Raw genomic sequence first — 24,558 nt, 5'->3', positions numbered from 1 at the left:
GCGGCGGCGCTCACTGCGTCGCGCGCCTCCTGCGCTTCCCATGGGACGCGGCCCCCTCTAGCGTATCGCGACGCAACCGGGACCACGCCGCCGCATGTCTCAGACGCCGCACGCCAGCGCCGCCCCCGCCATCGAGCTGATCGGCGTGGACAAGCGTTTCGGGGCCGTGCGGGCCAATCGCGACATCCATCTCAGCGTCGCGCAGGGCGAGATCCACGGGATCGTCGGCGAGAACGGCGCCGGCAAGTCCACGCTGATGAGCATCCTATACGGCTTCTACCAGGCCGACGCCGGCGAGATCCGGGTGGACGGACGGCCCGTCGCCATTCCCGACAGCCAGGCCGCCATCGCCCTCGGCATCGGCATGGTCCACCAGCATTTCATGCTCGTGGAGCCGTTCACCGTGCTGGAGAACGTGATGCTGGGCGCGGAGGGCGGCGCGCTGCTCGCGAAGGGCCGCGCCGACGCCCGCGCCGAGCTTGAGCGGCTGGCGCGCGACTACGCGATGCAGGTCGACCCCGACGCGGTGGTGGGCGAACTTCCCGTGGGCCTTCAGCAGCGCGTCGAGATCCTGAAGGCGCTGTTCCGCGGCGCGAAGACCCTGATCCTCGACGAGCCGACCGGCGTGCTGACGCCCGAGGAGGCTGACCACCTGTTCCGCATCCTCGGGCGGCTGCGCGACGAGGGCAAGACGGTGATCCTCATCACCCACAAGCTGCGCGAGATCATGGCCGCGACCGACGCCGTCTCGGTGATGCGCCGCGGCGAGATCGTGGCGACGGTGCGCACTGCGGAAACCTCGGTCGAGGCGCTGGCCGAGGCGATGGTCGGCCGCCGCGTGCTGCTGCGCGTCGAGAAGGGGCCGGCGCGCCCCGGACCCGCGCGGCTGACGGTGGAGAACGCCCGCGTCGTCGACGCGCTCGGCGTGGAGCGTCTGCGCGGCGTGTCGCTGACGGTGCGCGCGGGCGAGATCGTCGGCATCGCCGGCGTCAGCGGCAACGGGCAGAGCGAGTTGCTGGAGGCGATCGCCGGCATCCGCCCGCTGACCTCGGGCGCCATCCGCATCGGCCCCGAGATGGCGCCGCCCTCGCCGGCGCTGGTGCGCGACATGAAGCTCGCCCATGTGCCGGAGGACCGCCACCGCATGGGGCTGGTGACGCGCTTCGAGGCGCGGGAGAACGCAGTGCTCGGCTATCTGAAGGGTTTTACGCGGGGCGTGTTTCTCGACCGCGCCGCGATCCGCGAACGCTGCATGCGCGACATGGCCGATTTCGACGTGCGCCCGCCCGACCCGTCCCTGCGCACCGCCAACTTCTCCGGCGGCAACCAGCAGAAGATCGTGCTGGCGCGCGAGATCGCAGTGGACCCCGACGTGCTGATCGTCGGCCAGCCGACCCGCGGCGTCGACGTCGGCGCCATCGAGGCGATCCACCGCCGCCTGATCGAACTGCGCGACGCCGGCAAGGCGATCCTGCTCGTCTCGGTGGAGCTGGAGGAGGTCCGCGCCCTCAGCGACCGCGTGCTGGTGATGTTCGACGGGCGGGTGATGGGCGAAGCGGGGGCGGACGCCACGGAAGCCGAGATCGGCCTGATGATGGCGGGCGTGGAGCGGGGGGCGGCGGCGTGAGAGCGAGGGCGCGCCCCACCGCCGCCCGCGCGCTGCGCCGGACGATGACGGACGCCGAGCGTGCGCTATGGGCGCGGCTGCGTGCGCGCGGGCTTGGGGGATGGAAGTTCCGCCGTCAGGCGCCGCTCGGCTCCTTCATCGCGGATTTCCTTTGCGCCGAGGCGCGCCTAGTCGTCGAGGTCGACGGCGGCCAGCATGCCGAAAGCCTGCATGACGCGGCGCGGGACGCGCTGCTGGCGACGAAAGGCTACTGCGTCGCGCGCTACTGGAACAGCGAGGTTCTCGCGAACATGGATGGCGTCCTCGCCGATCTGGGGGGGCGACTGGCGTCACGCGCCCTCACCCCGGCCCTCTCCCGCAGGCGGGAGAGGGGGCGCGGTTGCGACGCCGCCGCTCCGGGGGCTGCGCAAGAGCCGGTCGCCAGCGGCCAGAACGGCGCCGTTTGCGGGGCGTTCCGGAAAGATGCGGCGCCGGCGCGGCTGTCGCCCCCTCTCCCGCCTGCGGGAGAGGGTCGGGGTGAGGGCGTCGGCGCCGGCGCGCGACCCGCTCATGACGCCACGCCATGACCCCAGCCCCCCTCCCCCGCTGGGTCGACCTGATCCTGCTCCCCCTCCTGAACCTTTCCGTCGCGTTCCTCGTCGCGGGCCTCGTCGTGCTCGCCATCGGGGAGGACCCGCTGGAGGCGACGCGGATCCTGCTCTACGGCGCGCTGGGCTGGGGCGAGGGGATCGGGTTCACGCTCTACTACGCGACCTCGTTCATCTTCACCGGGCTGGCGGTGGCGGTGGCGTTCCATGCCGGGCTGTTCAACATCGGCGGCGAGGGGCAGGCCTATGTCGGAGGCCTCGGCGTCGCCGTCGTCTGCCTCGCCCTCGACCGATATGTTCAGTGGTGGATCACCGCCCCGCTGGCCGCGCTCGGCGGCGCGGCGTTCGGCGCGGCGTGGGCGTTCGTGCCCGCGTATCTACAGGCGACGCGTGGCAGCCATGTCGTCATCACCACCATCATGTTCAACTTCATCGCCGCCAGCCTGATGATCTGGCTGCTAGTGGACGTGCTGGCCCCGCCCGGCCAGATGTCGCCGGAGAGCCGGACCTTCGAGGCCGGCGGCCGGCTGCCGCAGCTCGACGGTCTCATGGCGCTCATCGGCGTCGACACGGGCTCAGCGCCGGTGAACCTGTCGCTGATCCTCGCGCTACTGGCCGCCTGGGGCGTGTGGCTGCTGATCTGGCGCACCCGGCTCGGCTACGAGATGCGGACCTTCGGCGCCAACCGCGACGCGGCGATCTATGCCGGCGTCTCGCCCCTGCGCATAACGGTGGTCGCGATGCTGATCTCGGGCGGGCTGGCGGGGCTGATGGCGCTGAATCCGGTGATGGGCGAGCAGCACCGGCTGCTGTTCGAGTTCGTCGGCGGCGCGGGCTTCGTCGGCATCGCGGTGGCGCTGATGGGCCGGGCGCATCCGGCGGGCGTGGTGGCGGCGGCGCTGCTGTTCGGCGTGCTCTACCAGGGCGGCGCGGAGCTGGCCTTCGAGAAGCCCGCCATCACGCGCGACATGATCGTGATGATCCAGGGCCTCGTGATCCTCTTCGCCGGGGCGCTGGAGTTCCTGTTCCGTCCCGCGCTAGGGCGGCTCTTCGCCGGAGCGGCGCGGCGGGAGGCCGCGTGATGGAGGCCCTCGTCGCCCTGCTCGACAGCACGGTGCGGCTTTCCACGCCGCTGCTGCTGGCCTGCCTCGCCGGGCTCTACTCCGAGCGCTCGGGCGTCTTCGACATCGGGCTGGAGGGCAAGCTGCTCGGCGCGGCCTTCGCCGCCGCGGCGACCGCCTCGCTGACCGGCTCGCCATGGCTCGGCGCGCTCGCCGCGGTGGCGGCCTCCTGCGCGCTGGCGCTGGTCCACGGGGTCGCCTGCATCTCGGCGCGCGGCAACCAGATCGTCTCCGGCGTCGCGATCAACTTCCTCGCGCTGGGGCTGACGGCGGTGCTGGGCCACGCGTGGTTCTCGCAGGGCGGCAAAACCCCGCCGCTGGCGCAGGAGGCCCGCCTCGGCCCGCTGGAGCTGCCGCTGAGCGAGACGCTGGCGGGGGTTCCGGTGCTCGGCCCGGTCTGGTCAGGGCTGGTCTCCGGCCACAGCGTGCTGGTCTACGCCGCCTTCCTCGCCGCGCCGCTGACATGGTGGGTGCTGTGGCGGACGCGCTTCGGCCTGCGCCTGCGGGCGGTCGGCGAGAACCCCGCGGCGGTGGACACGGCGGGGCTTTCCGTCGCAGGGCTGCGCTACCGGGCGGTGCTGGTCTGCGGCCTGCTGTGCGGGTTGGGCGGCGCCTATCTCTCGATCGCCCAGGGCGCGGGCTTCGTGCCGAACATGAGCGCGGGCAAGGGCTTCATCGCGCTGGCGGCGCTGATCTTCGCCAAGTGGCGGCCGATGCAGGCGATGGCGACCTGTCTGCTGTTCGGCTTCCTCGACGCCTCGGCGATCCGACTGCAGGGCGTGGAGCTGCCGCTTATCGGGCCGGCGCCGGTGCAGCTGATCCAGGCGGCGCCCTACATCTTGACGGTCGTGCTGCTGGCCGGCTTCATCGGAGCGGCGCGCCCGCCAAAGGCCGGCGGCGCGCCTTATCTCAAGGAGCGATGATGGACAACCTGTTCCGCGCGGCGACCGATGCGCGCCTCAACGCCCACGCCCCCCATTCCGGCTTCAAGGTCGGCGCGGCGGTGCTGACCGAGGACGGCCGCATCTTCGCCGGCGCCAACGTCGAATGCGCCTCCTACCCCGAGGGCTGGTGCGCCGAGACCTCCGCCATCGCCGCCATGGTCGCCGCCGGCGCCCGCCACATCGCCGAGGTGCTTGTGGTCGCCGAAAGCGGCGAGACGATCACGCCCTGCGGCGGCTGCCGCCAGCGCATCGCCGAGTTCGGCGACTCCGAGACGATCATCCGCGCCGCCGGCCCCGAGGGCGAGCGCGCGCGGTGGACGCTCGGCGAACTGCTGCCGGCGGCCTTCGCCCTGAAGTCGTGAGCGCAGCCGCGATCATCCGCGACCGCGCCGGCGCCGAGCCGGTCGCGCTCGCCGTCGTGCTGGGCTCGGGCCTGGGCGGCCTCGCGGAGCGCGTCGAGGAGGCCGTGCGCATTCCCTACGCCGAGCTGCCCGGCTTTCCCGCGGCGGGCGTCTCGGGCCATGCCGGCGCGCTCGTCGTCGGGCGTCTCTCAGGCGCGCGGGTGGCGCTGCTGGCGGGGCGGGCGCATTACTACGAGACCGGCGACGCCGCGGCGATGCGCGGCGCGATCGAGACGCTGGCGGCGCTGGAGGTCGGGGCGCTGCTGCTGACCAATGCGGCCGGCTCCACCCGGCCGGCGATGCCGCCGGGCGCGCTCATGGCGATCTCCGACCATATCGCCTGGTCCGGCCGCAACCCGCTGATAGGCGACGCCTCGGATGCGCGTTTCTGCGATATGACGGATGCTTACGACCCCTCCTTGCGCGCACGCCTCAAGGCGCTCGACCCGGAGCTTCACGAGGGCGTCTATGCGTGGTTCTCGGGCCCGTCCTTCGAGACGCCGGCGGAGATCCGCGCGGTCGCGATGCTGGGGGCGGACGCGGTGGGCATGTCCACGGCGCCGGAGACGATCCTCGCGCGCCGCTGCGGCTTGCGCGTCGCCGGCGTCTCGGTCATCACCAACTTCGCGGCGGGGATGAGCGCCACGGCGCTGACCCACGCCCAGACGAAAGCCGAGGCCGACCGCGCCTCGGCGCGCTTCGAGCGCCTTGTCGCCGCCTTTGCGGAGGGGTTTGCGTGAATCCGGGCGAGACCTTGCCTGAGGAGGCCGGGGACGAGGGCCGCGCCGGCGACGCGGCGATCGCGGCGCAGGCGCTCGCCTGTCTCGACCTCACCGAGCTTTCCGACGCCTGCGACCGCGGCATGGTCGAGGCGCTCTGCGCGCGCGCCCGCACTCCCCATGGCGACGTCGCCGCGGTCTGCGTCTGGCCGGCCTACGCCGCGCTGGCGCGGGAGCTGCTGGCGCAGGACCGGGTGAAGGTCGCGACGGTGGTTAACTTCCCCTTTGGCGGCGAGCGGGTGGACGCCGTGGCGCAGGAGACGCGCCAGGCGGTGGACGACGGCGCCGACGAGATCGACCTCGTGCTGCCCTATCGCGCCTTCGCCGAAGGGCGCGCCGACGCCGCGGCGAAGATGGTCCACGCCGTCCGCGTCGCCTGCGGCGGCTCGGCGCTCAAGGTGATTCTGGAGACCTCGATGCTGCGCGAGCCCGGCCTTATCCGACGCGCGGCCGACCTCGCGCTCGACGAGGGGGCCGACTTCGTCAAGACCTCGACCGGCAAGGTCGAGGGCGGCGCGACGGCCGACGCGGCGCTCGCGATGCTGGCGGCGATCCGCTCCGCCAAGCGCCCCGTCGGGCTGAAGGTGTCGGGCGGCGTCCGCACGCTGGCGGATGCGCGCACCTTCATCGAACTCGCCGCCGCCGCGATGGGTGAGACGTTCATCCGCCCGGAACAGTTCCGCATCGGCGCCAGCGGCCTGCTTACGGCGCTGATGTCGGCGCTCGACGGGACGGATGCCGACGCGGCGCCCGAGAGCGGCTACTGATGGCAGGAACCTTCCTGCCGCAGGAGGTGATCCGCGCCAAGCGCGACGGCGCGACGCTGGCCGGGGCCGACATCCGCGCCCTGATCGGCGGGCTCGCCGACGGCTCGGTGACGCGCGAGCAGGCGGCGGCCTTCGCCATGGCGGTGTTCTTCCGAGGCATGGACATGGCGGAGCGCGTGGCGCTGACCAAGGCGATGCGCGACAGCGGCGCGGTGCTGGCCTGGGATCTGCCGGGGCCGGTGGTCGACAAGCACTCAACCGGCGGCGTCGGCGACAACGTCTCGCTGATGCTGGCGCCGGCGCTGGCCGCCTGCGGCGCCTTCGTGCCGATGATATCCGGGCGCGGGCTGGGGCATACGGGCGGCACGCTCGACAAGCTCGACAGCGTGCCCGGCTACGCGACGCAGCCCGACGCCGAGACCTTCCGCCGCGTGGTGCGCGAGGCCGGCTGCGCGATCATCGGCCAGACGGCCGACCTCGCGCCCGCGGACCGCACGCTCTACGCCATCCGCGACGTCACCGGGACGGTGGAGAGCCTCGACCTCATCACCGCCTCGATCCTGTCCAAGAAGCTCGCGGCGGGGCTGGACGCGCTGGTGCTCGACGTCAAGTGCGGATCGGGCGCCTTCATGGCGCGCCGGGAAGACGCCGACGCGCTCGCCGGGAGCCTCGTGGGCGTGGCCAACGGCGCCGGCTGCCGCGCGAGCGCGCTGCTGACCGACATGAGCGAACCGCTGGCCTCGGCCGCCGGCAACGCGCTGGAGGTGGCGAACGCCTGCGCCTTTCTCTCCGGCCACGAGATCGACCCGCGGCTGTGGGACGTGACGGTGGCGCTCGGCGGCGAGGCGCTGGCGCTCGCCGGTCTCGCGCCGGACGCCGCCACCGGCCGCGCGCGCATCGCCGACGCCCTCCAGTCCGGCCGCGCGGCGGAGCGCTTCGACGCGATGTGCCGCGCGCTCGGCGGGCCGGGAGATCTGGTGGAGAACTTCACCGCCCATCTGCCGACCGCGCCGGTCGTCCAGGACGTCGCGACCGACGCGGAGGGCGTCGTGGCGCAGATCGACACGCGCGCGCTGGGCGTCGCGGTGATCGGCCTCGGCGGCGGCAGGGCGCGGGCGGAGGACCGGATCGACCCGCGGGTGGGCTTCGACCGCCTCGCCGGGCTCGGCGTCTCGGTCGGGCCGGGGGCGCCGCTCGGCCGCGTCCACGCCGCCGACGCGGCGTCGGCGGCGCGCGCCGCCGAGGCCCTGCGCGGGGCGTACCGCATCGGCGACGCCGCGCCCGACATCCCAGAGCCCGTGCTCGGGCGCGTCGGGCCGCCGCCGCCCGGCGCGAACGGCGGGGGCTGAGATGGCGCGCGTCGCCCTCGTCGTGCTCGACAGCGTCGGCGTGGGCGGCGCGCCCGACGCCGCCGCCTTCGGCGACGCCGGCGCCGATACGCTGGGCCACATCGCCGAAGCCTGCGCCGTGGGCCGCGGCGACCGCGACGGGCTGCGCGCCGGCCCCCTCAGCCTGCCGAATCTCGACCGTCTGGGCCTGGGCGCCGCGGCGAAGCTCGCGACCGGCCGCGCGCCGCCGGGCCTGAGCGGCGACGCGCCGGCCGCCTGCTTCGGCGCCGGCGTGGAGAGTTCGCGCGGCAAGGACACGCCCTCGGGCCACTGGGAGCTCGCCGGCGCGCCCGTAGACTTCGACTGGGGCTATTTCCCGCAGACCGCGCCGTGCTTCCCGCCGGAGCTCGTCGCCGCGCTCTGCGCCGAATGCGGCCTGCCCGGCATCCTCGGCGACCGTCACGCCTCCGGCACCGAGATCATGGCGGCGCTCGGGGCCGCGCATGTCGAGACCGGCAGCCCGATCTGCTACACTTCCGTCGACAGCGTGTTCCAGATCGCCGCCCATGAGGAGGCGTTCGGCCTCGCGCGCCTTTACGCCGTCTGCGAGGCGGCGCGGCGGCTGGTCGACCCGCTCAACATCGGCCGGGTGATCGCCCGGCCCTTCACCGGCCCCCCCGGCGCCTTCCGCCGCACCGCGAACCGGCGCGACTACGCCATCCCCCCGCATCTGCCGACGCTCTGCGACCGGGCGCGGGACGCGGGGCGCGAGGTGATCGGCGTCGGCAAGATCGGCGACATCTTCGCCCATCGCGGCGTGAGCGAGACACGCAAGGGCCCCGACGACGCCGCGCTGGTTGAGCGGCTGGTCGCGGCGCTGGCGGAGGGGCCGGAGCGGGCGAAGGACGGCGCGCTGATCTTCGTCAACCTCGTGGAGTTCGACAGCCTCTACGGCCACCGGCGCGACGCGCCCGGCTACGCCGCCGCGCTGGAGCGTTTCGACGCCGCCCTGCCCCGCATCGAGGCGGCGCTCGGCCCCGGCGACCTGTTGATCCTCACCGCCGACCATGGCAACGATCCGACATGGGCGGGGACCGACCACACCCGCGAGATGGTCCCGATCCTCTGCGCCGGACCCGGCCTCGCGCCCCGCGCGCTGGGGCGGCGCCGTTTCGCGGACGTCGGCGAGACGGCCGCCGCGGCGCTCGGCCTCGCCCGCGGCGAACATGGGGAGAGCTTTCTGTGACCAGCGATGCGCCAGCCGCGCCGCGTTTCCGCTATCCCGCCGACGGGCGGCTCGACGCGGCGATGATCGAAGCGTGGACGCGCGACGGGTTCCTCGTTCTCGAGGAGTTCGCGACCGCGGACGCCTGCGCCCTGCTGCGCGCCCGCGTGGCGGAGTTGGTCGAGGCCTTCGACCCCGACGAGAACAAAGTACCGTTCTCGCCGCACGCGCAGGCCCACGCAGCCAAGGAGTACTTTCGCGAGAGCGGCGACAAGATCCGCTTCTTCGTCGAGGAGGGCGCGGTCGCCGAGGACGGCGGGCTGAACCGTCCGAAAGGCCGCGCGATCAACAAGATCGGTCATGCGCTGCATGACCTCGACCCGGTGTTCAGCGCCTTCAGCCGCGACGCCCGCCTCGCCGAGACGGCGGCCGACATCGGCCTCGCCGACCCGCTGCTCGCGCAGTCCATGGTGATCTGCAAGCAGCCCGAGATCGGCGCCGAGGTCGACCTGCACCAGGACGCGACCTTCCTGCACACCGTGCCGGTCTCCGTCGTCGGCTTCTGGGTGGCGCTGGAGGCGGCGGACCGGGAGAACGGCTGCCTCTTCGCCGTGCCCGGCGGCCATCGCGACGGGCTGCGCCGGCGTTTCCATTACGAGGGCGACCTGCTGGTGATGGACGAGTTCGACGACCCGACCTGGGCCGGGTCGGACGCCGTTCCGCTGGAGGCGCCCGAGGGCGCGCTGGTGCTGCTGCACGGGCTGGTTCCGCACCGGTCGGGGCCGAACCTGTCGGCGCGCTCGCGGCTGGCCTATGCGCTGCATGTGGTCGACCGGGCGGCGCGCTGGTCGCCCGACAACTGGCTCAGACGCGCGCCAGGGGCCCCGTTCCGCGGCTTTGATGGCTGAAGCGCGTGGGCGCGCCGGGGCGAGCGACGCGGCGCAGGCGCACACGGCCTGGGCGGCGGTCCCCAAGATCGAGCTGCACCTGCATCTTGAGGGCGCCGCGCCTGTCGCCCTGACGCAGGCGCGCATGGCGCGGGCCGGTCTGGCCGCCGCGCCGCTCGACGAGGCCGGAGGCTACGGCTGGGACGGTTTCTCCGCCTTCCTCGCCGCCTATGACCGCGTCGCCGATCTCTACGCCGCGCCGGAGGGCGCGCGGGCGCTCGCCGAAGCCGTCCTGACGCAATGCGCCGCCCATGGCGTGATCTACGCCGAGCTGATCATGGCGCCGCTCGACGCCGGCGCCGCGCACGGGCCGGATGCGGGAGCATGGGCGGAGCGGCTCGCCGCGGTCGAGGAGGGCGCCGACGCCGCCGAGACCGCCTGCGGCGTCGTCTGCCGCCTGCTGCCCCATGTCGTGCGCAGCTATGGGCCCGAGGCCTGCGCGCGGACGGCGAAGATGATCGCCGGGGTGCGCACGCCCCGCGTCGTCGGCTTCGGCATCGCCGGCGATGAGCGCGTCGGCCGCCCGGCGGACTTTTCGCGCGCGTTCGCCATCGCGCGGGACGCCGGGCTGAGGCTGGCCGCCCATGCCGGCGAGTTCGGCGGCCCCGAGAGCGTGCGCGGCGCGGTGGCGGATCTGGGCGTGGACCGCGTCGCCCATGGCGCGAGGGCGATCGAGGATCCGTCGCTCGTCGCCCTGCTGGCCGAGCGCCGCACACCGCTCGACGTCTGCCCCGGCTCCAACGTCGCGCTGGGGGTCTATCCGGGCTGGGCCGCGCATCCGGCGCCGGCCCTGCGCGCCGCCGGCTGCGTCGTGACGCTCTCCACCGACGACCCGCCCTTCTTCGGCACCACGATGAGCCGCGAATACGCCGAGGCCGCCGCGGCCTGGGGCTGGGGCGAGGCGGATTTCGCCGCCATCGCCCGCGACAGCCTCGACGCCGCCTTCTGCGACGCGGCCACGCGCGCCCGCCTCTCCGCGCGTCTGCCGGCCTGAGCGGCGGCGCCTCGCGCCGGCCAGAGCCAGTCCGGCAAGGGGTCGGGGCGGCGAAGGGCGGTCAGACCGGCCAAGCTTGCGGCGCCCGCGTCTCCCGCTCCAGCCACGCCACGAAGGCGGCGACGCCGGGCCGCATCGCGCCGGGGCGGCGCACCAGATGATAGCCCGTGTCGCCCTCGCCCCCGCCTCCGCCCTCGCCGCCGTTCGCATCGTCGAAGAGCGGCGTCAGCCGCCCCGCGGCGATGTCCTCGGCGACCCAGACCCGCGCCGTCATGCCGACGCCGTTCCCCGCCCGCAGCGCCTGAAGCGCGATGAAGCCCGGCGCGTGGAGGATGTCGCGCTTCTGAGGCGGGATCGTCACGCCGCGGGCGGCGAGCCACACGCGCCATTCGTGCGAGCCCGCCTCCTGAATCCACGGCATCTCCAGCAGCTGCTCCGGCGAGGCGATCTCGCGGCCCCCCAGCAGCGAGGGCGCAGCGACGACCACCACGGCGCTGCGCACCAGCGGCGTCGCCTCCAGCCCCGGCCAGCTCCCCGGTCCGAAGCGGATGGCGACGTCGTCCTCGCTGCGCGCGAGGTCGACGACGGCGCTGGTCGGATTCAGCACCAGCTCCACCTCCGGATGCGCCAGCGCGAAGCCGCCGATGCGCGGGGCCAGCCACGCGGCGGCGAAGCTCGGCGTCAGCGTCACGCGCACGGGCCGGGCGGCGGCGTCGCGCATCAGTTCGCCGAGCGCGCCGCGCATCGTCTCCAGCCCGGCGCCGAGCCCCTCCGCCAGCGTCCGACCCTCGGGCGACGGCCGCACCGCACGACCCTCGCGCCGCATCAGCGCCACGCCGAGCCGCTGCTCCAGCGCGCGCACCTGCTGGGCGACCGCGGCGTGGGTGACGTTCAGCTCCCGCCCCGCCGCGCTGTAGCCGCCCAGCCGGGCGGCGGCCTCGAAGGCGCGCAGCATCGACAGCGGCGGGAGAAGCGACCACTCCATTTGTAACCACACCTTACAGAATGCGAGAATCGCTGACTCGCTTCGACGCCATGGTGCGTCGATAACAGGCTCACATCAAACGTTGATCTGGGAGGCTGCAATGCTGGGGATCTGGGCCGATACTTTCATGACCGCCACCATGACGGACGACCGCGCCGGGCGCGATGTGGGCGACGTCGCGCGCACGCCGCGCGCCGAGACCCGGCGCATGGGCGGCGCACTGCTGCGCGAGGCGGGGCGGGGCCTTGCGGCCGCCTCAGCCCTGTTCGGCGGGCAGCGCCGCTGAGGCGACGATCGGCGCCGGCGCCGCAGCGGGCCGATCGGCCAGCTTCATCGCGACGAGCGCGGCGACGAGCATGAAGGTGAAGCCGTTGGCCAGCGCCAGCGGCGCCGCCCCGGCGCCCAGCGCATAGGCCAGCCAGAGCGCGTTGCCGCTCGACTGCGCCAGCAGCATCGCCAGCGAAAGATCCCGCGCCGAGCCGCTGCGCCAGGTGCGCCAGACCTGGGGCGCGAAGGCGGCGGTGGTCAGCGCCGCGGCGAGATAGCCGACGATGTCGATGGCGGTCACGGAGGATGCTCCCCGGCTGGCGATGACGCGCCGCAGCATAGCACCGGCGCATCGGCCGTGAAGCGCCATCGCCGCCGCGCCGGCCTTGCGCCGCGCGCAGACCCGGGGGCCGGGTCCGCCGCGCTCACCGCTCGGTGAACTTCACCTCGATGCGCCGGTTGCGGGCGTAGTCGGCCTCGCCGTCGCCGGGGGCGACGGGGCGCGTCTCGCCGAAGCCCGCCGGCAGCACGCGGTCCGCCGGCAGCCCCTCCTCGTCGATGAGATACTGCGCGACGGAAAGCGCGCGCTCCATGCTCAGCCGCAGGTTGGCGTCGGCGGGGCCGCGGGCGTCGGTGTGGCCGTCGATGCGCAGCACCCAGTCGATGCCCTGGGGGATCTCCGGGCGCACCTCGCGGATCGCGCCGGCGAGGCCGACGAGGTTCGCCCGCCCCGCCTGCCCCAGCTCGGCGGAGCCGACGTCGAACAGCACCTCGGACTGGAACACGAAGCGGTCGCCCACCACGCGCACGTCGTCGCGGTCGGCGAGGATGTCGCGCATCCGCCCGAAGAACTCCGAGCGGTAGCCGACGAGATCCTGCGCCTCGGCCTCAAGCCGCTCCCGCTCGCGCCGCTCAAGCTCCGCGGCCCGACGCGCCGCCTCCGCCTCGGCGCGCTGGGCCTCCGCCTCGCGCCGCTGGGCCGCCGCCTCGCGCGCGAGCGCGGCGTTGAGCTGGCGGCCGAGACTGGCGATCTCCACCGCATCCTGCTCGTCTGCGGCCTCCGCCGCCGACAGCGTCTGCTGGAGCGCGGCGATCTGGCGGCGCAGCTCGCGGGTCTGGGCGTTGAGCGCGGCGAGTTCGGTCGCCTGCCGGCCGGCGCGCCCCTGGGTCTCGTCCAGCGTCGCGCGCGCCACCGCGAGCAGCGCGCGCTCGCGGTCGAGCGCGTCGGCGGTCTGGTCGAGTTCGAGATCGAGGTCGCGCCGCGCCGCTTCGGCGGCGGCCAGCCTGGTGAGCGTCTCCTCGGCGCGGCGGCGCTGCTCCTCCAGCGCGAGCGACATGGCCGAGAGCTCCGACGTCGCGCCGTCGAGCCGGCGGCGCAGCGCCTCCGCCGCCGCGGCGTCCGCCGCCGCCGCGCGCTCGGCGTCGGTCAGCTCGGCCTGAAGCCCGGCGGCCTCGGTCTGCGCCGCGTCACGCGCCGCGCGCAGCTCCGCCGCCATCGCCTCCAGCGCGTCGGCGCGGGCGGCGGCGAGCCGCGCGGCCTCGGCCTCGGCGCTGATCTCGTCGCGCAGCCGGGCGAGCGAGAGCTGCAGCGCCTCGCGCTCCGAGACGGCGCGGGTCTGCGCCGCCTCCAGCTCGGCGATGCTCGCGCGCGCAGTGCGCAGATCCGCGGCGCGGGCCTCGGCCTCGGCCTCGGCCTCGGCGCGGCCGGCTGCGGCGGCGTCGCGCTCGCCGAGGAGCGCGGCGATGCGCGCCTCGAAGGCGTCGGCCTGCGCGGTGAGCGCATCGCGCTGCTCCTCCAGCGCGCCCGCGCGCGCAAGCAGCCGCGCCGTCTCGGCTTCCTCCTCCGCGAGAGTGGCGCGCAGGCTCGCCACCTGTCCTTCGAGGTCCTCGCCTCGGGCCTCCTCCATCGCCAGCACGTTGGAGAGCTGCGCGAGCTGACTGGTGAGCTCGCCGAGCCGGCGCTCCGCACCGCTGATCGTCTCGCGCAGCGTGAACTGCACGATCATGAAGATCGACAGCACGAACATCACCACGAGCAGCAGCGCCGTCATGGCGTCGACGAAGCCGGGCCACGCCATCCCGATGCCCTGGCGCTCTCCCCGTCGGGCCAGCGCCACGGCTCAGCGCTCCCGGCCGGCGAGCGTCTGGATCGCCCGCGTCAGCCCGTGCAGCTCCGCGCGGATGTCGGAGACGGCGTCCTGCCGCCCCGCAGCCAGCTCGTCGGTCAGCCGCATCAGCTGGCGGTCGATGGACCGCAGCCGGGCGCGGGCTTCGAGATCCTCGCCCTCGCCGTCCTCGCCGTAGCGCCTCTCGAGCTGGGTCGCGACGCGCTCCAGCGCCTTGGCCGCGGCGCCCTCCTGCGTCGCCAGCGCGCCGGCGAGCCGCGAGACGCTGTCGGTCAGCGCCGCGACGCGCGCCTCGAACGCCTCGCGCTTCTCGTCGCCCTGCGCGGCGACGGCGACGAGCCGCTCGATCTGCGCCGCGTTCTCCGCCACCAGCGCCACCGAGGAGGCCCCGTCGCCGCCCTCGCTCACCCCGCCGATGCGGGTGATGGAGGCGAGCCAGTCCTCCAGCTCGCGGAAGAAGCGGTTCTGGGCGTGGCCGGCGAACAGCTCCAGCAGGCCGATCACCATCGACCCCGCCAGCCCCAGCAGCGAGGAGGCGAAGGCCGTGCCCATGCCGCCGAGCTGATCCTCCAGCCCGCTCATGAGGTTGTCGAAGACGCCGGCCGCTCCGCCTTCGGCGTCGGGCGCGAGGCTGCGGATGGTGTCCACCACGGCCGGCACGGTGTTGGACAGCCCCCAGAAGGTGCCGAGAAGGCCAAGGAAGATCAGCAGGCTGCCGAGATAGCGGGTGATGTCGCGCGCCTCGTCGAGCCGCGTCGCCACGCTGTCGAGGATCGAGCGCGTCGAGGTCGCGGAGAGCGCGGCGCGCGAACCCTTGTCGCGCAGCAGCGCCGAAAGCGAGGCCATCAGGCGCGGCGGGTCGGCGAACTCGTGCCCCGCCCGGTCCGCCGCGAAACCCTCGATCCAGCTCACCGAGGCGAGCACCTGCGCCACCGCGCGGAAACAGGCCACGACGCCGATCAGGAAGACGCCGACGATCAGCCCGTTGAGGTAGACGTTGGCGCGGAACACCACCTCGATCGGGGCGTAGAGAAACCAGCCGATCACCGCGACGGCGACCAGCACGGCCACCATCAACACGATCTGCCGCACCGGCTGGGAAAATTCTACCGCCCGCTCCCGCCTCAGCGCCATGCCCCGTTCGCCCCTGCCCGCCATCCCCATGCGTCGATGGTTAAAGGCTTTGCGCGGGCTTTGCGAGCCTTGCGCGGGGCCTTACGCCTCGCGCAGCAGCTTGAGCAGCGGTTCCGCCACCTCGGCGTTGGTCGCGAGCATCATGCCGCTGGCGACGGGGTCGGCCGCGTCGGCGTCGAGATCGCGCAGCAGCCCCCCCGCCTCGCGCACCATCAGCGCGCCCGCGGCGATGTCCCACACGTTCAGCCCGCGCTCCCAGAACCCGTCGAAGCGGCCCGCGGCGACATAGGCGAGATCGAGCGCCGCCGCGCCGTTGCGGCGCACGCCGGCGCATTGCGGCATCAGATGCGCCAGCTCGCGCAGGAACTTCGGCAGGTGCTTCGAGCCCGCGAAGGGCACGCCGCAGCCGAACAGCATCACGCTCATGTCGCGCCGGCCCGAGACGCGCAGGCGGCGGTCGTTGAGCCACGCGCCGGCGCCTTTCTCGGCGGTGAACATCTCGTCCTTGATCGGATCGAACACCACGCCGGCGATGATCTCGCCCTTGCGCTCCAGCCCGATCGACACGCACCAGTGCGGCAGGCCGTGCAGGAAGTTCGTCGTGCCGTCGAGCGGGTCGACGATCCAACGGTGCATCCCGTCCTCGCTGTCGATCTCGCCGGTCTCCTCGCCGATGTAGCCGTAGGCGGGGCGGGCGCGCATCAGATCGGCGCGGATGGTCTCCTCGGCCTTGCGGTCGGCGTTGGAGACGAAGTCGCCCGCGCCCTTGAGCGACACCTGCAGGTTCTCGACCTCGCCGAAGTCGCGCACGAGCCGGCGGGCGGCCTTGCGCGCGGCGGCGATCATCACGGTGAGGTTGGCGGAGGCCATGGCCATCGGGCGGGATCCTGTCGGCAGCGGGGTCGGACCCCGCCCTTACGGCGCCCCCGCCGGTCCTGTCGACACCCGCGCGCGCCGCAGCGCCCCGGCGGCGCGGCGATGGACCGACAGCCCGGGCAGAGGCGACGGAGACGGCGCGCCGCCCAGCGACGCCGCCCGGGGACGCCGCTGGCGGATCCGGCGCGCCGATGGCGGCCAGCGCCGCGAAGCGCCGGCCGGCGGCCTCACCTGCCCTTCCACTCCGGCTTGCGCTTGCGCAGGAACGCCTCCATCCCCTCGCGGAAGTCGTCGGACATGTAGCACATCGCGATGAGGTCGCGGTCGTTGACGCGCGGCGTGGCGGCGGCGTTGCGGCGCATCGCCTCCTTCGTGGCGCGCAGGGTGAGCGGCGCATGGCCGCCGATGGCGCGCGCCATCTCCGCCGCCCGCGCCAGCGGGTCGGGCGAGCTGTCGGTGACGAGGCCGACGGCGCGGGCCTCCTCCAGCTCCATCAGCCGCGCGGTGAAGATCAGGTCCTTGACGCGGCCGGGCCCGAGCAGCGCCGTGAGCCGCGCGAGGCTCGCCGCTGACAGGCAGTTGCCGAGCGTCCGGGCGATCGGGAACCCGAACTTGAGCCGCCCGTCCGCCACGCGGATGTCGCAGCAGGCGGCTATGGCCGCGCCGCCGCCGGTGCAGGCGCCGGTGATGGCCGCGATGGTCGGCACCGGGCACGCCTCCACGGCGGAGAGCACGCCATCGATGCGGTCCTCGTAGGCCCAGGCCTCCTGCGGCGTAATCACCGTGCGGAACTGCGCCATGTCGGTGCCCGCCGCGAAGGCCCGGCCGCCGGCGCCCGAAATCACCAGCGCCCGCACGGTCCCGTTCTTCGGAATGCCCTCGCAGGTCGCCTTGAGACCGTCATACATGGCGAAGGTGAGGGCGTTGCGCGCGTCGGGACGGTTGAACGTGAGGAACAGGACGCCCTCACGCTCCTCCCGCAACAGTTCGGTCATGATCTCACCTGTAAAAATATTCGACGAGGAACATTGGCACTTCCTCGACATAAGTGCAAAGCAGGAGGACGAAAAGGAGAACCCCGACGAAGGGCAGGTTGACTTTCGAAACCTCCCATATGTTCGCCTTGGCGATGGAGCAGGCGGTGATCAGCACGCTGGCCACGGGGGGCGTCTGCTGACCGATGGCGAGGTTGAGCGTCACGATCAGGCCGAAATGCACCGGGTCGATGCCGACGGTCTGGATCAGCGGGATGACGATGGGCACCACGAGAATGATGGCCGCGGCGGAGTGCAGGAAGAAGCCGATCACGAGGAAGAACACGTTGAGGATCGCCAGCACCACCCATTTCTGGTCGGTCAGCGCGGTCAGCCCGGCCGCGAGTTCCTGCGGGATCTGCGTCCGCGTGAGAAAACCGCCCATCAGCACCGAGGCCGCCACCAGCAGCATCACCACCGCCGTCTGCATCGCGCCGTCGAGCAGCGCCGAGCGCAGTTCGCGCAGGTCGGTCTCGCGGTACCACAGGCCCACCAGCAGCGCGGCGAGCACTGCGAGCCCCGCCGCTTCCGTGGCCGTGACGAAGCCGCCGAAGATGCCGCCGAGGATGATGACCGGCAGCGCGAAGGTCGGCAGCGCGTCGATGAAGGTCGCGCGCAGGCGCCGCAGGTTGAAAGCCTCCTCCACAGGCAGATCGTAGCGCACCGCGAAGATGTAGGCGACGCCCATCAGGCCCGCGGCGCCGATCAGCCCCGGCACGACGCCCGCGACGAAAAGCTGCTCGATCGAGGCCCCCGACGAGACGCCGTAGAGGATCATCGGGATCGAGGGCGGAATGATGATCGCCAGCGACGCCGAGGACGAGGTGATCGCGGCGGCGAAGGGCGCGGAGTAGCCGCGCTTCTTCATCTCGGGGATCATCACGGTGCCCATGGCGGCGACGTCGGCCACCGCGGAGCCGGATATCTCCGCGAAGAACAGCGACACGCCGACATTCACCATCGCCAGCCCGCCGCGCACGAAGCCGATCAGCGCCGAAACGAACTCGATCAGCCGCCGCGTGATGCCGGCGGCGTTCATGATCGCGCCGGCCAGCACGAACATCGGGATCGCGATCAGCGAAAATTTCGTCGCGCCGGCGTACATGTCGAGCGCGACGGTCACGAGCGAGGAGACGCCCTCGGCCGTGATCAGCCCGACCACGGCCGCGAGCGCCAGCGCGACCGCGATCGGCACGTTGATCATGATCATCGCGACCAGCGAGAAGAAGACGAGGATCACGACGCCGGTCATCGCACGGCCTCCTCGATCTCGGCGTGCTCCATCGAGACGCCGGCCATGGTCGCGCGCAGGTAGTCGGGGAAGGACAGCAGCGAGGCGCCGATGAAGAGCGCGCCGCCGATGGGGATGACCGACTGTGTGAACTGCACCGGAACCCAGGTCAGGCTGATGAGCGACATGCCCTCCAGCACCGCCAGCACCTCAAGGCCCGACCACGTCATCAGGGCGAAGAAACCCAGCGTCAGCCCCTCGGCGAGGAACACCGCCGGCCGGCGCAGGGCCGGGCCCATCGCCAGCAGCACGCCGTCGAAGCCGATGTGCCTGCGCTTCAGCGCGGCGAGGCCGGCGCCGTAATAGGTGATCCAGGCGAGCTGGATCGCGGCGACCTCGTCGTACCAGCTGGCCGAGACGCCAGCCTTGCGCATGATGACGGCGTAGACGACGACGGCGGTGAGCAGGGCCATCTGCAGGATCAGAAACCACTCGAGCCCGCGCTCGAGCCATCGCGCGACCTGGCGCATTCGCTAAGTTCTCCGGAGCAGGTGGAGCGGCCCGCCGCCCCGGCTTCGGGGCTTGCGGGCCGTCTGGCGGGCGGACCGGCGGTTCGGGCCGCGCGCGGCGGTCTACCGGCGGTCTCCCGGCGGCGGCCCGACGACGCGACGTCCCGCGTCAGTTGGTGGCGGGCCGCAGAGCGTTGATGCGCTCGACCAGCGCCGCGCCGCCGTCGACGGTGGCGGCGAACTCGTCGTAGATCGGCCTCGACGCTTCGACGAAGGCGGCCTTGTCGGCCTCGTTCACCGCGACGCCCGCGGCCTTGATGACGTCGAGCAGCTCCACCTCAAGCCGCTCGGCGATGGCGTAGACCTCGGCCTGGGCCTCGCGCGCGGAGAGGATCAGCGCGGCCTGCACGTCGCGGTCGAGCCGGTCGAAATGGGTGGTCGAAGTCAGGATGTAGCCGGGCGTATAGACGTGGCCGGTGATCGAGAGGTACTTCTGCACCTCCTGGAACTTGGCCGAGGCGATCTGGGCGTAGGGGTTCTCCTGCCCGTCGATGACGCCGGTCTGCAGCGCGGTGAACACGTCGGAGAACGCCATCGGCGTGGGGTTTGCCCCATAGGCCTGGAACATCTTCACGCGCCATTCGCCGTTGGGGGTGCGCAGCTTCACGCCCTCGAGGTCCGACGGCGCGGTGACGGGGCGGACGTTGTTGGTGATGTGACGGAAGCCATTCTCCCAGAAGGCGAGGATGCGGTAGCCCTGCGCCTCGGCGGCGGGGTTGAAGACGTCGAGCAGCATCTCGCGCTCGACAGCCTTGATGTGCTCGCGGTCCTGGATGATGTAGGGCATCTCGAAGACGCCGAATTCGGGCGCCACCGAGGACATCACCGAGGACGGCAGGGCGAACATCATCTGCCCCAGCTTCAGCTTTTGCAGCATCTCGCGGTCGTTGCCGAGCTGCGAGGAGCCGAACACCTGAACTTCGGCCTTGCCGGCCAGCTTCTCGTTGGCGATGCGCGCGAAGGCCTCCGCCGACTGCGCGAACAGCGAGCCCGGCTCACCGACATGGCCGAAGCGCAGGGCCTGCTGCGCGAGCGCGGCGTCGCCGGAGATGAGCAGCGCCGCAAGCGCCGCCGCGATCTTCGTGAACTTCATGGACTTCCTCCTCCGTTGTCCGTCTCTCCGGCCGGGCCGTTCGACCTCTTGCCGTCGTCAGTCGCGGCCTGCGCCGCCTTCGCCTGTCACGGGCCGCGCCGGCCAAACCATTCTCACATTGACGTTTCTTTCGCCAGCAGAGCCGCCGGCGTCTCATTGTTGCTCCAACTAGGTTTGAATGCTTAATTCAAGTCAAGATGAATCATCCGTGAACGGGGCGGCGATGGCTGGGGGGCGGTTCTCGGGGCTGGCGGGCGCGATCCAGGGCGAGGTGCTGGAGGGCGCGTTCGACCGGGGGAGGTATGCGACCGACGCCTCCTTCTACCAGATCACGCCCGAGGCGGTGGTCGTGCCGCGGCGCTTCGAGGACGTCGAGGCGACGCTGGCCGCTGCGCGGGCCGAGGGCGCGTCGCTGACCGGGCGCGGCGGCGGCACCTCGCAGGCGGGGCAGACCGTCGCGCCGGGCGTCGTCATCGATTTCTCCACTCATCTCAACGGGCTGCGCCATCTGGACGTCGAGGGGCGGCGCGCGGTGGTCGAGCCGGGGCTGGTGCTGGACGAGCTGAACCGGATGCTGAAGCCGCACGGGCTTTGGTTCCCGGTGGACGTCTCGACCGCCTCGCGCGCCACCATCGGCGGCATGACGGCGAACAACTCCTGCGGCTCGCGCTCGCTGCGCTACGGGCGGATGCGGGAGAACGTGATCGCCGTCGAGGCGCTCTTGGCGGACGGCGCGCGAGCGCGTTTCGGCGAAATCGACGCCCGGAAAAGCCTCGAAATGGGCGCCAACGACCCCGTTTCGACCCTGTTCCGCGACATGCTGGCGCTCGGCGCGCGGGAGGCCGAGGAGATCGCCGCGCGCTTTCCCAGGGTGCAGCGCCGGGTGGGCGGCTACAACATCGACGCGCTCACGCCGAACGGACCGACGAACAACCTGGCGCATCTGCTGGTGGGCTCGGAGGGCACGCTGGCGCTGTTCGAGACCATCGAGATCAAGCTGTCGCCGCTGCCGGGGCCGAAGGCGCTCGGCGTGTGCCATTTCCCGACCTTCCGCGCCGCGATGGACGCCGCGCAGCACCTCGTCGCGCTGGGGCCGACCGCGGTTGAGCTGGTCGACCGCACCATGATCGAGCTCGGCCGCGACATCCCGATCTTCCGCCCGGTCATGGAGAGCTTCGTCAGGGGCGACCCCGCCGCGCTGCTGCTGGTGGAGTTCGCCGAGACGCCGGACGAGAACCGCCGCCGGCTCGACGCGCTGCACGAGACCATGGCCGACCTCGGCTTCCGCTGGGGCGACGCGGCCAAGCAGGAAGGCGGCGTGGTCGAGGCGATCGACCCGGCGTTCCAGGCCCGCATCTGGGGCGTGCGCACGCAGGGCCTCAACATCATGATGTCGATGCGCAGCGAGGGAAAACCAGTCTCCTTCGTGGAGGACTGCGCCGTGGAGCTGAAGGATCTCGGCGACTTCACCGACCGGCTGACGGCGGTGTTCCGCAAGCATGGCACGGACGGCACATGGTACGCCCATGCCTCCGTCGGCCTGCTGCATGTGCGCCCCGTGCTGAACCTCAAGGAAGAACTGGGCGTCAAGGCGCTGCGGGCCATCGCCGAGGAGGCCTTCGACCTCGTGGCCGAATACAAGGGCTCGCATTCCGGCGAGCACGGCGACGGGCTGGTGCGCTCGGAGTTCCACGAGAAGATGTTCGGCGTGCGCATGGTGCGCAGTTTCGAGGCGGTGAAGGACCGCTTCGACCCCGAGGGCCGGCTCAACCCCGGCAAGATCGTCCGAGCCCCGAAGATGGACGACCGGTCGCTGTTCCGCTGGCCGGAGGGCTACGCGGCGGAGAAGCGCGAGACGGCGTTCCGCTGGGACGACTGGCCCGGCGGGCTGATCGGCGCGGTGGAGATGTGCAACAACAACGGCGCCTGTCGGAAGCTTTCGGGCGGCGCGATGTGCCCCTCCTACCGCGCCACGCGCAACGAGCGAGACCTGACGCGGGGCCGCGCCAACACGCTGCGGCTGGCGCTCACGGGCCAGTTGGGGCCGGACGCCTTCGCCTCGGACGCGATGGCCGAGACCATGAGCCTCTGCGTCTCCTGCAAGGCCTGCCAGCGCGAATGCCCGATGTCGGTGGACATGGCGAAGATGAAGATCGAGGTGCAGGCGGCGCGCATGGCGAAGCACGGGCCGAGCCTGCGCGACCGACTGGTGGCGCATCTGCCGCGCTATGCGCCCTGGGCTGCGCGGGCGCCCTGGCTGATGAACCTGCGCAACCGGGTTCCGGCGCTCCGCCGCCTCTCCGAGCGCGTCGCCGGCTTCGCCGCGGACAGGCCGCTGCCCGAATGGCGCGCGCCGTTCCGTGAGCCGGCGGACGACGCCGAGCCCGAGGTCATGCTGCTCGCGGACACCTTCAATCGCCATTTCGACCCCGACATCCTGCGCGACGCGGTGTTCGTGCTGAAGGCCGCGGGCCTGCGCGTCGGCTTCGCGCGGGCGCCGAAGGGGCGGCCGCTCTGCTGCGGACGGACCTGGCTCTCGGCGGGGCTCGTGGCGGAGGCGAAGGCGGAGATGGCGCGCACCGCCGCCGTCCTGCGCCCGGTGCTCGAGCGCGGCGGGGCGGTGGCGGGGCTGGAGCCCTCCTGCCTGCTGACCTTCCGCGACGAGGCGCCCCGGCTGCTCGACGACTGGCCGATGGAGCTGGGACGGCGGGTGATGCTGCTGGAGGAGTTCCTCGCGCCGCTGGCCGACCGGCTGCCGCTGAAGCGGCTGGAGGGCCGGGCCCTCGTCCACGGCCACTGCCACCAGAAGGCGGCGGACGTCATGGGGCCGGTCGAGACGCTGCTGCGCGCCGTGCCGGGGCTCGACGTCGGCGTGATCGACAGCTCCTGCTGCGGCATGGCGGGCGCGTTCGGCTACCAGGCGGAGACGGCGGCGGTCTCGCGCGCCATGGGCGAGCTGGCGCTGGCGCCGGCCGTGCGCGCGGCGCCGGACGCGACGATCGTGGCCGACGGCACGTCCTGCCGCCACCAGATCGCCGATCTTGCCGGGCGCGAGGCGGTCCATGTCGCGACCGTGCTGCGCCGGTCGCTGGAGGCGGCGGAATGACCTCTCCCGGCGGGCGGGAGGCCATCGCGCGGCGCCCTCTCGCCGTGGAGCTCGCCGACCGCCTGCGCCGGATGATCGTCGAGGGCGAACTCGCGCCCTGCGAGCGCATCTCCGAGAAGGCGCTCTGCGACCGCTTCGGCGTGTCGCGCACCCCGCTCCGCGAGGCGTTGAAGGTGCTGGCGCGGGAGGGGCTGGTGACGCTGACGCAGAACCGCGGCGCGGCGGTCTCCGCGCTGACCCTCGCCGATCTGGAGGAGGCGTTTCCGGTGATGGCCGCGCTTGAGGCGCTGAAGGGCGAGCTGGCGGCGCGGGCCGCGACCGATCAGGAAATCCTGGCGATCCGCCTGCTCGCCGAGGCGACGGCGGACGCCTGGCGCGCGGGCGACCGCGCGCGCTATCTGCTGCTCAACGACGATTTCCACGACCAACTCTCGCGCTCTGCGCGCAACCCGACGCTGGCCGAGATCACCCGCGCGCTCGACGCGCGCATCCGGCGCGGGCGGCGCAGCGCCAGCGCGGACGCGGCGCGCTGGGCGAAGGCCGTCGCGGAGCATGGCGAGATCGCCGCCGCGCTTGCCCGGCGCGACGCGCCGGCGCTCGGCGCGGCGATGCGCCGGCACATGGAGAACACGCTCGCGGCCCTGCGGGCCATGGCGGCGGAGGAGATGGAGACGACATGACCGCCAGAGAGATCGCCGACCGCCTGCTGGCGGCGCGGCGCACCGGCCGCCCCTTCGCCGCCGCGCCCGCCGACGGCCCCGCCGACGAGGCCGGGGCGCTGGCCGCGCAGGCGCTGGTCGCCGCCGGGGCGGGGCCGGCGGGCGCCTTCAAGACCGGGCGCAAGACGGCCGACGCCGCGCCGCTCATGGCGCCGATCCTCGCGTCGGTCGTCCACGGCACTGGCGCCGTGATCGCGGGCGGACGGCTGCGCGGCGTGGAGCTGGAGGTGGGCTTCCGGCTGGAGCGCCCTGCGCCCGACCCCGACGACCCGGACTTCATCGCGAAACTCCGGGGCTGCCTCGTCGCCCTGCCCGCCATCGAGATCGTCGAAAGCAGATTCGAGGACATGGACGCCGCCGGGCCGCTCTGGAAGCTGGCCGACAACCAGTCCAACGGGGCGCTGGTTCTCGGCGAGCCGGTCGCGGACTGGAGCGCCCTGCCCCTCGCCGCGCCCGTCCTGAGGCTGGAGATCGCGGGCGAGGTGGTGCAGGAGGGGCCGACGCCGGCGCCCGGGGGCGACCCGTTCGCGACCTTCGCGGCCTTCGTGCGCCGGCTGGGCGGGCATTGCGGCGGGCTGGCGCCGGGCTTGACCGTGATCACCGGCAGCCTCACGGGGATGCGCTTCACGGTCCCCGGCGCCGCCGTGGAAGGGCGGATCGATGGGCTCGGGACGGTCTCCTGCCGCTTCGCCTGACGG

General features: G+C 73.1%; 24 protein-coding genes. 15 read left to right on the top strand and 9 right to left on the bottom strand.

From position 1 onward, the window contains the following. The first annotated feature begins 94 nt into the window (after positions 1 to 94). Genes BLW43_RS09560 through add form a run of 11 tightly spaced genes read left to right on the top strand, consistent with a single transcriptional unit; the run spans position 95 to position 10,720 of the window. On the top strand, positions 95 to 1,627 hold the full coding sequence (locus BLW43_RS09560; RefSeq protein ID WP_093252340.1) for an ABC transporter ATP-binding protein: 1,533 nt from the start codon (positions 95 to 97) through the stop codon (positions 1,625 to 1,627). Further along, positions 1,624 to 2,193, top strand: coding sequence for an endonuclease domain-containing protein (locus BLW43_RS09555; RefSeq protein WP_217632140.1), 570 nt, complete (start codon positions 1,624 to 1,626; stop codon positions 2,191 to 2,193). The genes BLW43_RS09560 and BLW43_RS09555 overlap by 4 nt, the downstream gene beginning before the upstream one ends. Then, the gene (locus BLW43_RS09550) at positions 2,190 to 3,296 is read left to right on the top strand and encodes an ABC transporter permease (RefSeq protein WP_093252338.1); all 1,107 of its coding nucleotides are present in this window, start codon (positions 2,190 to 2,192) and stop codon (positions 3,294 to 3,296) included. Before BLW43_RS09555 ends, BLW43_RS09550 begins: the two co-directional genes overlap by 4 nt. Then, the gene (locus BLW43_RS09545; RefSeq protein WP_093252335.1) at positions 3,296 to 4,258 is read left to right on the top strand and encodes an ABC transporter permease; all 963 of its coding nucleotides are present in this window, start codon (positions 3,296 to 3,298) and stop codon (positions 4,256 to 4,258) included. Before BLW43_RS09550 ends, BLW43_RS09545 begins: the two co-directional genes overlap by 1 nt. Then, positions 4,258 to 4,641: a cytidine deaminase gene (locus BLW43_RS24290; RefSeq protein WP_093252333.1), complete on the top strand. Its 384-nt coding sequence runs from the start codon at positions 4,258 to 4,260 to the stop codon at positions 4,639 to 4,641. The genes BLW43_RS09545 and BLW43_RS24290 overlap by 1 nt, the downstream gene beginning before the upstream one ends. After that, positions 4,638 to 5,420: a purine-nucleoside phosphorylase gene (locus BLW43_RS09535; RefSeq protein WP_093252330.1), complete on the top strand. Its 783-nt coding sequence runs from the start codon at positions 4,638 to 4,640 to the stop codon at positions 5,418 to 5,420. Before BLW43_RS24290 ends, BLW43_RS09535 begins: the two co-directional genes overlap by 4 nt. After that, entirely contained in the window at positions 5,417 to 6,226 is an 810-nt protein-coding gene (gene deoC / locus BLW43_RS09530; protein ID WP_245730989.1) for a deoxyribose-phosphate aldolase, read from the top strand. Before BLW43_RS09535 ends, deoC begins: the two co-directional genes overlap by 4 nt. Continuing rightward, positions 6,226 to 7,575 carry a thymidine phosphorylase gene (gene deoA / locus BLW43_RS09525; RefSeq protein WP_093252328.1) on the top strand — a complete coding sequence of 450 codons (1,350 nt, stop codon included), beginning with the start codon at positions 6,226 to 6,228 and terminating at the stop codon, positions 7,573 to 7,575. Before deoC ends, deoA begins: the two co-directional genes overlap by 1 nt. A 1-nt stretch (position 7,576) precedes the next feature. After that, a complete protein-coding gene (locus BLW43_RS09520; RefSeq protein ID WP_093252325.1) occupies positions 7,577 to 8,800 on the top strand; it encodes a phosphopentomutase in 1,224 nt (407 codons plus the stop codon). Next, the gene (locus tag BLW43_RS09515; protein WP_245730988.1) at positions 8,797 to 9,687 is read left to right on the top strand and encodes a phytanoyl-CoA dioxygenase family protein; all 891 of its coding nucleotides are present in this window, start codon (positions 8,797 to 8,799) and stop codon (positions 9,685 to 9,687) included. The genes BLW43_RS09520 and BLW43_RS09515 overlap by 4 nt, the downstream gene beginning before the upstream one ends. Then, the gene (add, locus tag BLW43_RS09510) at positions 9,680 to 10,720 is read left to right on the top strand and encodes an adenosine deaminase (RefSeq protein WP_093252323.1); all 1,041 of its coding nucleotides are present in this window, start codon (positions 9,680 to 9,682) and stop codon (positions 10,718 to 10,720) included. Before BLW43_RS09515 ends, add begins: the two co-directional genes overlap by 8 nt. A gap of 61 nt (positions 10,721 to 10,781) precedes the next feature. Here the strand turns inward: add and BLW43_RS09505 are convergent, their stop codons facing one another. Next, positions 10,782 to 11,705 (bottom strand): LysR substrate-binding domain-containing protein, encoded by a 924-nt coding sequence (locus BLW43_RS09505; RefSeq protein ID WP_217632139.1) that lies wholly within the window; start codon positions 11,703 to 11,705, stop codon positions 10,782 to 10,784. A gap of 100 nt (positions 11,706 to 11,805) precedes the next feature. Here BLW43_RS09505 and BLW43_RS09500 point away from each other — a divergent pair, with 100 nt between their 5' ends. Beyond that, on the top strand, positions 11,806 to 11,991 hold the full coding sequence (locus BLW43_RS09500; protein WP_093252320.1) for a hypothetical protein: 186 nt from the start codon (positions 11,806 to 11,808) through the stop codon (positions 11,989 to 11,991). On the opposite strand, the gene BLW43_RS09495 is transcribed toward BLW43_RS09500, so the two are convergent. From BLW43_RS09495 to BLW43_RS09460, 8 genes are all read right to left on the bottom strand, one after another. Further along, positions 11,962 to 12,273, bottom strand: coding sequence for a SemiSWEET family sugar transporter (locus tag BLW43_RS09495; protein ID WP_217632138.1), 312 nt, complete (start codon positions 12,271 to 12,273; stop codon positions 11,962 to 11,964). The genes BLW43_RS09500 and BLW43_RS09495 overlap by 30 nt on opposite strands. 124 nt (positions 12,274 to 12,397) lie before the next feature. Further along, positions 12,398 to 14,089 carry a peptidoglycan -binding protein gene (locus BLW43_RS09490; RefSeq protein WP_093252315.1) on the bottom strand — a complete coding sequence of 564 codons (1,692 nt, stop codon included), beginning with the start codon at positions 14,087 to 14,089 and terminating at the stop codon, positions 12,398 to 12,400. A gap of 3 nt (positions 14,090 to 14,092) precedes the next feature. Then, positions 14,093 to 15,232: a hypothetical protein gene (locus BLW43_RS09485; RefSeq protein WP_093252312.1), complete on the bottom strand. Its 1,140-nt coding sequence runs from the start codon at positions 15,230 to 15,232 to the stop codon at positions 14,093 to 14,095. 81 nt (positions 15,233 to 15,313) lie between these two features. After that, on the bottom strand, positions 15,314 to 16,102 hold the full coding sequence (locus BLW43_RS09480) for an inositol monophosphatase family protein (protein ID WP_093252689.1): 789 nt from the start codon (positions 16,100 to 16,102) through the stop codon (positions 15,314 to 15,316). A gap of 233 nt (positions 16,103 to 16,335) precedes the next feature. Next, positions 16,336 to 17,103, bottom strand: coding sequence for an enoyl-CoA hydratase (locus BLW43_RS09475; protein ID WP_093252310.1), 768 nt, complete (start codon positions 17,101 to 17,103; stop codon positions 16,336 to 16,338). A 4-nt stretch (positions 17,104 to 17,107) separates the two neighbouring features. Continuing rightward, positions 17,108 to 18,394 carry a TRAP transporter large permease gene (locus tag BLW43_RS09470; RefSeq protein WP_093252307.1) on the bottom strand — a complete coding sequence of 429 codons (1,287 nt, stop codon included), beginning with the start codon at positions 18,392 to 18,394 and terminating at the stop codon, positions 17,108 to 17,110. Further along, positions 18,391 to 18,903 (bottom strand): TRAP transporter small permease, encoded by a 513-nt coding sequence (locus BLW43_RS09465; RefSeq protein ID WP_093252304.1) that lies wholly within the window; start codon positions 18,901 to 18,903, stop codon positions 18,391 to 18,393. The genes BLW43_RS09470 and BLW43_RS09465 overlap by 4 nt, the downstream gene beginning before the upstream one ends. 148 nt (positions 18,904 to 19,051) lie before the next feature. Then, positions 19,052 to 20,035, bottom strand: coding sequence for a TRAP transporter substrate-binding protein (locus BLW43_RS09460; protein WP_093252301.1), 984 nt, complete (start codon positions 20,033 to 20,035; stop codon positions 19,052 to 19,054). A gap of 208 nt (positions 20,036 to 20,243) precedes the next feature. On the opposite strand from BLW43_RS09460, the gene BLW43_RS09455 reads away from it, so the two are divergent. From BLW43_RS09455 to BLW43_RS09445, 3 genes are read left to right on the top strand one after another with little or no spacing between them, the layout of a single operon-like run. Beyond that, positions 20,244 to 23,141 (top strand): FAD-binding and (Fe-S)-binding domain-containing protein, encoded by a 2,898-nt coding sequence (locus BLW43_RS09455; protein WP_342741601.1) that lies wholly within the window; start codon positions 20,244 to 20,246, stop codon positions 23,139 to 23,141. Continuing rightward, on the top strand, positions 23,138 to 23,821 hold the full coding sequence (locus BLW43_RS09450) for a GntR family transcriptional regulator (protein WP_093252296.1): 684 nt from the start codon (positions 23,138 to 23,140) through the stop codon (positions 23,819 to 23,821). Before BLW43_RS09455 ends, BLW43_RS09450 begins: the two co-directional genes overlap by 4 nt. Beyond that, entirely contained in the window at positions 23,818 to 24,555 is a 738-nt protein-coding gene (locus BLW43_RS09445) for a fumarylacetoacetate hydrolase family protein (protein WP_093252293.1), read from the top strand. Before BLW43_RS09450 ends, BLW43_RS09445 begins: the two co-directional genes overlap by 4 nt. Positions 24,556 to 24,558: the final 3 nt, after the last annotated feature.

The sequence above is a fragment of the Rubrimonas cliftonensis genome (genome assembly GCF_900107585.1).
GTDB classification, from domain to species: Bacteria; Pseudomonadota; Alphaproteobacteria; order Rhodobacterales; family Rhodobacteraceae; genus Rubrimonas; species Rubrimonas cliftonensis.
The sequence above is the reverse complement of the archived record's forward strand: the minus strand, read 5'-3'. Positions and strand labels throughout refer to the sequence as shown.

What these genes read in the sequence shown, in the direction of transcription:
- BLW43_RS09560 (WP_093252340.1), top strand. Translation starts at nt 95, where the DNA reads ATGTCTCAGACGCCGCACGCCAGCGCCGCCCCCGCCATCGAGCTGATC.
- BLW43_RS09550 (WP_093252338.1), top strand. Translation starts at nt 2,190, where the DNA reads ATGACCCCAGCCCCCCTCCCCCGCTGGGTCGACCTGATCCTGCTCCCC.
- BLW43_RS09545 (WP_093252335.1), top strand. Translation starts at nt 3,296, where the DNA reads ATGGAGGCCCTCGTCGCCCTGCTCGACAGCACGGTGCGGCTTTCCACG.
- BLW43_RS24290 (WP_093252333.1), top strand. Translation starts at nt 4,258, where the DNA reads ATGGACAACCTGTTCCGCGCGGCGACCGATGCGCGCCTCAACGCCCAC.
- deoA (WP_093252328.1), top strand. Translation starts at nt 6,226, where the DNA reads ATGGCAGGAACCTTCCTGCCGCAGGAGGTGATCCGCGCCAAGCGCGAC.
- BLW43_RS09520 (WP_093252325.1), top strand. Translation starts at nt 7,577, where the DNA reads ATGGCGCGCGTCGCCCTCGTCGTGCTCGACAGCGTCGGCGTGGGCGGC.
- add (WP_093252323.1), top strand. Translation starts at nt 9,680, where the DNA reads ATGGCTGAAGCGCGTGGGCGCGCCGGGGCGAGCGACGCGGCGCAGGCG.
- BLW43_RS09505 (WP_217632139.1), bottom strand. Translation starts at nt 11,705, where the DNA reads ATGGAGTGGTCGCTTCTCCCGCCGCTGTCGATGCTGCGCGCCTTCGAG.
- BLW43_RS09500 (WP_093252320.1), top strand. Translation starts at nt 11,806, where the DNA reads ATGCTGGGGATCTGGGCCGATACTTTCATGACCGCCACCATGACGGAC.
- BLW43_RS09485 (WP_093252312.1), bottom strand. Translation starts at nt 15,232, where the DNA reads ATGGCGCTGAGGCGGGAGCGGGCGGTAGAATTTTCCCAGCCGGTGCGG.
- BLW43_RS09480 (WP_093252689.1), bottom strand. Translation starts at nt 16,102, where the DNA reads ATGGCCTCCGCCAACCTCACCGTGATGATCGCCGCCGCGCGCAAGGCC.
- BLW43_RS09475 (WP_093252310.1), bottom strand. Translation starts at nt 17,103, where the DNA reads ATGACCGAACTGTTGCGGGAGGAGCGTGAGGGCGTCCTGTTCCTCACG.
- BLW43_RS09470 (WP_093252307.1), bottom strand. Translation starts at nt 18,394, where the DNA reads ATGACCGGCGTCGTGATCCTCGTCTTCTTCTCGCTGGTCGCGATGATC.
- BLW43_RS09465 (WP_093252304.1), bottom strand. Translation starts at nt 18,903, where the DNA reads ATGCGCCAGGTCGCGCGATGGCTCGAGCGCGGGCTCGAGTGGTTTCTG.
- BLW43_RS09460 (WP_093252301.1), bottom strand. Translation starts at nt 20,035, where the DNA reads ATGAAGTTCACGAAGATCGCGGCGGCGCTTGCGGCGCTGCTCATCTCC.
- BLW43_RS09450 (WP_093252296.1), top strand. Translation starts at nt 23,138, where the DNA reads ATGACCTCTCCCGGCGGGCGGGAGGCCATCGCGCGGCGCCCTCTCGCC.
- BLW43_RS09445 (WP_093252293.1), top strand. Translation starts at nt 23,818, where the DNA reads ATGACCGCCAGAGAGATCGCCGACCGCCTGCTGGCGGCGCGGCGCACC.